Annotated in this window: 6 protein-coding genes and 1 pseudogene; all 7 read left to right on the top strand. The window is 62.5% G+C overall.

The annotated features are described in order from the left end of the window. Nucleotides 1-419: protease inhibitor Inh/omp19 family protein (locus tag ENZ74_RS18140; protein WP_127312901.1), on the top strand; the 419-nt coding region annotated here is incomplete at its 5' end. A gap of 166 nt (nt 420-585) precedes the next feature. After that, nucleotides 586-1,785, top strand: coding sequence for a cell division protein ZapE (gene zapE, locus ENZ74_RS18145; RefSeq protein ID WP_027163284.1), 1,200 nt, complete (start codon nt 586-588; stop codon nt 1,783-1,785). Between the two features lie 368 nt (nt 1,786-2,153). Then, complete coding sequence (mdh, locus tag ENZ74_RS18150) at nt 2,154-3,122, top strand: malate dehydrogenase (RefSeq protein WP_013528846.1); 969 nt, start codon at nt 2,154-2,156, stop codon at nt 3,120-3,122. Between the two features lie 43 nt (nt 3,123-3,165). Then, nucleotides 3,166-4,359, top strand: a complete 1,194-nt coding sequence (sucC, locus tag ENZ74_RS18155) for an ADP-forming succinate--CoA ligase subunit beta (RefSeq protein ID WP_024504973.1) — start codon at nt 3,166-3,168, stop codon at nt 4,357-4,359. 4 nt (nt 4,360-4,363) lie between these two features. Beyond that, the gene (locus tag ENZ74_RS18160) at nt 4,364-4,735 is read left to right on the top strand and encodes a cupin domain-containing protein (protein ID WP_013528848.1); all 372 of its coding nucleotides are present in this window, start codon (nt 4,364-4,366) and stop codon (nt 4,733-4,735) included. 41 nt (nt 4,736-4,776) lie between these two features. Further along, complete coding sequence (gene sucD, locus ENZ74_RS18165; protein ID WP_013528849.1) at nt 4,777-5,679, top strand: succinate--CoA ligase subunit alpha; 903 nt, start codon at nt 4,777-4,779, stop codon at nt 5,677-5,679. Nucleotides 5,680-5,807: 128 nt separating this feature from the next. Continuing rightward, a pseudogene (sucA, locus tag ENZ74_RS18170) lies at nt 5,808-6,152 on the top strand (2-oxoglutarate dehydrogenase E1 component); the annotation flags it as partial.

A 6,152-nucleotide genomic window follows, 5' to 3' on the forward strand; every position in this document is an offset into this window, starting at 1 on the left:
CCGCCGGCAAGGTGACGGCGAACCAACTGCCGCCGCCGGCATCGCCCGGCACCACCGACCCGTCTCAATTCCCGACCGCTCCTGCGAACACGCAGGTCGCCGCGCTGCCTTCGGATGGTTCGGCGCCGGCCGGCGCTTCGGACGTGACTGCCGCCAGCGTCGCCGGTGTCTGGAACGCCAGCGTTGCGGGCCAGAGCTGCAAGGTGGCGACACCGCAGACCAAATTCGGCGCCGGCTTCCGCGCTGGGCCGCTGCATTGCCCGGCGCCGATGGACGGCGTCAAGTCGTGGAACGTCGCCGGCAAGCAGCTGACGCTCTATGACGAGAGTGGCGGTGCGCTGGCGCGGCTCTATTCCTCGGGCGGCTCGAAATTCGACGGCCAGACTTCCAACGGCCAGCCGATTTCGCTTACAAGGTAGGCTAATGCATGTCGCCCAAAAGTGACCGCGGTTTTGGGAAAACAAAGATCTAAAGCGGGTCGTCTGAATCCGTTCAGACACGACCGCTTTAGTCCTCCGAATGCGTGTCGCGCAGAAGTGACCCCGATTTCGGGACAGCGACATGCATAAACAAATGACGTGACCGATGCATCTGCGTGACGGCCTCCAGACCCATGCGACCGTCAGGCAGCGCTACGAGCATCTGGTGGAAACCGGTACGATCGACCGCGATCCGGCGCAGGAACGGATCGTTGCGGCGCTCGACCTGCTGACCGATGAGATTTCGGCCAAGCGGCTGGCGCATAAGTCGAGCGCGCTGGGCTGGCTGTTCGCCCGCAAGCGCGAGACGCATGAGGCCGTCAAAGGCCTTTACATCCATGGCGGCGTCGGTCGCGGCAAGACCATGCTGATGGATATGTTCTTCGAGTTGCTGCCGGTGCGGCGCAAGCGCCGCGTCCACTTCAACGACTTCATGGCGGACGTGCAGGACCGTATCCAGAAGCACCGGCAGGCGCGCAAGAACGGCGACGTCAAGCAGGACGACCCGATCCCGCCGGTGGCCAAGGCCCTTGCCGAGCAAGCCTGGGTGCTGTGCTTCGACGAGTTCTCGGTCACCGACATCGCCGACGCGATGATCCTGTCCAGGTTGTTTTCGGCGCTGTTTGCCAGCGGTGTGGTGCTGGTCGCCACCTCGAATGTGGCGCCGGAAAACCTCTACAGCGACGGGCTGAACCGTCAGCTTTTCCTGCCCTTCATCGGCATACTGGAGCGGCACACACAGGTGCTGGCGCTCGATGCCGACAAGGACTACCGGCTGGAAAAGCTCGCCCGGACACCGGTCTATGTCACGCCGGCCGATGCGGCGGCGGACCAGCTACTCGACGAGGCCTGGCAAGCCATGACGCGCAACGCGCCGACCGCCGAGACATCGATTGCCCTCAAAGGGCGGCAGGTGATCGTGCCGCGTGCGGCAGGCGATGCGGCGCGGTTCTCCTTCGCCGATCTCTGCGAAAAGCCGCTTGGCGCGCGCGATTTCCTGGCGATCGCCGGACGCTTCTCAACCATTTTCATCGACCACGTCCCGGTGCTCGGCGAAGGCAAGCGCAACGAGGCCAAACGCTTCATCCTTCTGATCGACACGCTCTACGACCATCATGTGCGGCTGGTGGTGAGCGCCGAAGCGCCGCCGCAAGCGCTTTATGCCGCCAAGCGCGGCGTGGAGGTCTTCGAGTTCGAGCGCACCGCATCGCGGCTGATCGAGATGCAAAGCCGCGACTGGCTGGAGGATTGGGCGGAGCGGCAGAAAGGGAAGCCGGCGCCAGAGGCACAGCAGGCGCAGGCCTGAATTTCCAGGGAATGCATCGGTAGCGATCCTTTGCCCCTCTCTGGCATGCCAACGTCTACAACTCGAACCTCCTCGGCCACCCGCATCACAAGGGCGTCATTACCCGCATTCAGCCTTACGATTTCCATCTTCGTCGGTTATTTCCTCCCAAGTCGGCTTACAAACTTTGACGTTTACGTAAATCCCAAATGATCTAACCGATTGAAAACACTGACGCCAAAATAATCGTTTGAATTTTTTCCGTGCCGGGGCTATTGGGTGCGGCGAAAATTCGCGGTTCCCCGCAGCATTCCGGCCTCTTCTTCGACGCCGCCATCAAGTCACAGAGATTTGAGACGTCGTCACCGACAAAGGGAAAACATCCTCACATGGCACGCAACAAGATAGCGCTTATCGGCTCTGGCATGATCGGCGGCACGCTCGCTCACATGATCGGCCTCAAGGACCTCGGCGACGTGGTGCTGTTCGATATTGCCGAAGGTATCCCGCAGGGCAAGGGGCTCGATATCGCGCAGTCGTCGCCTGTCGATGGCTTCGACTCCAGGCTCACCGGCATCAACGACTATGCCGGCATCGAAGGCGCCGACGTCTGTATCGTCACCGCCGGCGTGCCGCGCAAGCCCGGCATGAGCCGCGACGACCTTCTGGGCATCAACCTTAAGGTCATGGAGCAGGTCGGCGCCGGGCTGAAGAAGTATGCGCCGAAGGCTTTCGTCATCTGCATCACAAACCCGCTCGACGCCATGGTGTGGGCGCTGCAGAAGTTCTCAGGCCTGCCCAACAGCCACGTCGTCGGCATGGCCGGCGTGCTCGACAGCGCGCGCTTCCGCTATTTCCTGGCCGAGGAATTCAAGGTCTCGGTCGAGGACGTCACCGCCTTCGTGCTCGGCGGCCACGGCGATTCCATGGTGCCGATGATCCGCTACTCGACGGTATCGGGCATTCCGCTGCCCGACCTCATCAAGATGGGCTGGACCTCGAAGGAGAAGCTCGACCAGATCGTGCAGCGCACCCGCGACGGCGGCGCCGAGATCGTCGGCCTGCTCAAGACCGGCTCGGCCTATTACGCGCCGGCCGCTTCGGCGATCTCGATGGCCGAAGCCTATCTCAAGGACAAGAAGCGCGTGCTGCCCTGTGCGGCGTATCTCTCCGGCCAGTATGGCGTCAAGAATACCTATGTCGGCGTTCCCGTGGTGATCGGCGCCGGCGGCGTCGAGCGCATCATCGAGATCGAGCTCAACAAGAGCGAGCAGAAGATGTTCGACTCCTCCGTGGCGACGGTGCAGGGCCTGACCGAGGCCTGCGTCAAGATCGCGCCGCAACTCGCCTCCAAATGAATCTCCAGTAAGTGAACCCCCAGTCGATCCGGAGACCATACAGATGAACATCCATGAGTATCAGGGCAAGGCACTGCTGAAGTCGTTCGGCGCGCCGGTGGCCGAAGGCGTGCCGGTGTTCAAGGCGAGCGAAGCGGAAGCCGCCGCCAAGGCGCTGCCGGGCCCGCTCTATGTGGTGAAGAGCCAGATCCATGCCGGCGGCCGCGGCAAGGGCAAATTCACCGAGCTCGGCCCGGACGCCAAGGGCGGCGTGCGGCTGGCGAAATCGGTGGCCGATGTCGTCGCCAACGCCAACGAGATGCTGGGCAACACTCTGGTGACCAAGCAGACCGGCCCGGCCGGCAAGCAGGTCAACCGCCTCTATATCGAAGACGGCGCCGACATCGAACGCGAGCTCTATCTGTCGATCCTGGTCGACCGTTCGGTCGGCCGCATTGCCTTCGTCGTCTCGACCGAGGGCGGCATGGACATCGAGGCGGTCGCGCATGACACGCCGGAAAAGATCATCACCGTCGCCATCGACCCGGAAAAAGGTGTCACTTCAGCCGACCTGAAGGCGCTCAACGGCGCGCTCAAGCTCGACGGCGATGCGGCCAAGGACGGCGATACGCTGTTCCCGATCCTCTACAAGGCCTTCGTCGAGAAGGACATGAGCCTGCTCGAGGTCAATCCGCTGATCGTCATGAAGAACGGCCGGCTGCGCGTGCTCGACGCAAAAGTGTCGTTCGACAACAACGCGCTGTTCCGTCACCCCGACGTGCTCGAACTGCGCGACACCACCGAAGAGGACGAGAAGGAAATCGAGGCGTCGAAATACGACCTCGCCTATGTCGCGCTCGACGGCAATATCGGCTGCATGGTCAACGGCGCCGGCCTTGCCATGGCGACGATGGACATCATCAAGCTCTATGGCGCCGAACCCGCCAACTTCCTCGATGTCGGCGGCGGTGCGTCCAAGGAAAAAGTGACGGCGGCGTTCAAGATCATCACCAGGGATCCGGCGGTCAAGGGCATCCTGATCAACATCTTCGGCGGCATCATGAAGTGCGACATCATTGCCGAGGGCGTCATTGCCGCGGTCAAGGAAGTCGGCCTGGAAGTGCCGCTGGTGGTGCGCCTGGAAGGCACCAATGCCGAGCTGGGCAAGAAGATCATCAACGACAGCGGCCTGAACGTGGTGTCGGCCGACGATCTCGACGATGCAGCCAAGAAGATCGTGGCGGCGGTGAAGGGCTGATCTGGTGCCTCCGCATAAGATAAACCTGGTCGAGGCTGCGGATCAAAAGATCAAGAAGGTCTTCGATCCGCATATCGCCGGCGACGTCAACGACAGCCAGGCGAAGGTCGCCAAGTTCGGCGAGGTCTTCGATTGGCACGCGCATGACAATGAGGACGAAGCCTTCCTCGTGCTGCGTGGGCGTATTGCCATCGATTTCCGCGACGGCCCGGTCGAACTCGGCGAGGGCGATTTCATCGTCGTGCCGCGCGGCGTCGAACACCGGCCGCGCTCGCTCACCGTTGAGCCCGTGGTGCTGATGTTCGAGCCGGCAACGACGCTCAACACCGGCAACGCCAAGAGCGACCTCACCGTCGCCGACTTGAAGCGGCTCTGACCATGTTTTCCTCGATCAACGGTTTTTAGAAAAGGGCTCCCATGTCCATCCTCGTCGACAAGAACACCAAGGTGCTGGTGCAGGGCCTGACCGGCAAGACCGGCACGTTCCACACCGAACAGGCGCTGGCCTATCACGGCACGAAAATGGTCGGCGGCATCCATCCCAAGAAGGGTGGCGAGACGTGGACCGGCGCGAAGGGCGAAAGCCTGCCGATCTTCGCCACCGTCGCCGAGGGCAAGGAAAAGACCGGTGCCAATGCGTCCGTCGTCTATGTGCCGCCGGCAGGCGCCGCCGAAGCCATCCTCGAAGCGATCGAGGCCGAGATCCCGCTGATCATCTGCATCACCGAAGGCATACCGGTGATGGACATGATCAGGGTCAAGGCCAGGCTCGACCGTTCGACCTCGCGGCTGATCGGCCCGAACTGCCCGGGCGTGCTGACGCCCAACGAATGCAAGATCGGCATCATGCCCGGAAACATCTTCCGCAAGGGCTCGGTCGGCGTTGTTTCGCGGTCGGGAACGCTTACTTATGAGGCAGTGTTCCAGACCACCAATGTCGGCCTCGGCCAGACCACCGCCGTCGGCATTGGCGGCGACCCCGTCAAAGGCACCGAGTTCATCGACATGCTCGAGATGTTCCTCGCCGACGAGGAGACCAAGTCGATCATCATGATCGGCGAGATCGGCGGTTCGGCCGAGGAAGACGCCGCGCAGTTCCTCAAGGACGAAGCCAAGCGTGGCCGCAAGAAGCCGATGGCCGGCTTCATCGCCGGGCGCACGGCGCCGGCCGGCCGCACCATGGGCCACGCCGGCGCGGTCATCTCCGGCGGCAAGGGCGGCGCCGAAGACAAGATCGCGGCGATGGAATCGGCCGGGATAAAAGTTTCGCCGTCGCCGGCAAGGCTGGGCACGACCTTGGTCGAAGCGATCAAAGGGTAAGGGAGTAGGGGAGTAAGGGAGTAGGGCAGTAGGGAAAATAGCAGCGGCAAAAAGCCCTGCTCCCCTATTCCCTTATTCCCCTACTCCCCTCCAAAAACAGGAGACGGAGCCGGGCTCCGCGGACAAAAATGGCAAGACAAGATCAGGCCAACGACCAATTTTCTCTCACCTCTTTCCTCTATGGCGGCAATGCCGATTACATCGACGCGCTTTATGCCGCCTATGAGGACGATCCAGCCTCGGTCAATCCCGAATGGCAGGAGTTCTTCGCCGGGCTGAAAGACGATTCCGGCGATGTGCGCAGGAACGCCAAGGGCGCCTCCTGGGCCAAGCCCTCCTGGCCGCTGCAGGCCAATGGCGAACTGGTGTCGGCGCTCGACGGCAATTGGGGCATCGTCGAGAAGACGATCGAAAAGAAGGTCAAGGACAAGGCGGTCACCAATGGCGTCGTCCTGTCCGACGCCGACGTGCAC

The organism is Mesorhizobium sp. M7A.F.Ca.CA.002.15.2.1 (assembly GCF_003998715.1).
GTDB lineage: Bacteria > Pseudomonadota > Alphaproteobacteria > Rhizobiales > Rhizobiaceae > Mesorhizobium > Mesorhizobium ciceri.

Bases quoted from the DNA above. Each gene is read 5' to 3' on its own strand.
- sucD (WP_013528849.1), top strand. From the start codon at position 4,777: ATGTCCATCCTCGTCGACAAGAACACCAAGGTGCTGGTGCAGGGCCTG.
- sucC (WP_024504973.1), top strand. From the start codon at position 3,166: ATGAACATCCATGAGTATCAGGGCAAGGCACTGCTGAAGTCGTTCGGC.
- mdh (WP_013528846.1), top strand. From the start codon at position 2,154: ATGGCACGCAACAAGATAGCGCTTATCGGCTCTGGCATGATCGGCGGC.
- zapE (WP_027163284.1), top strand. From the start codon at position 586: ATGCATCTGCGTGACGGCCTCCAGACCCATGCGACCGTCAGGCAGCGC.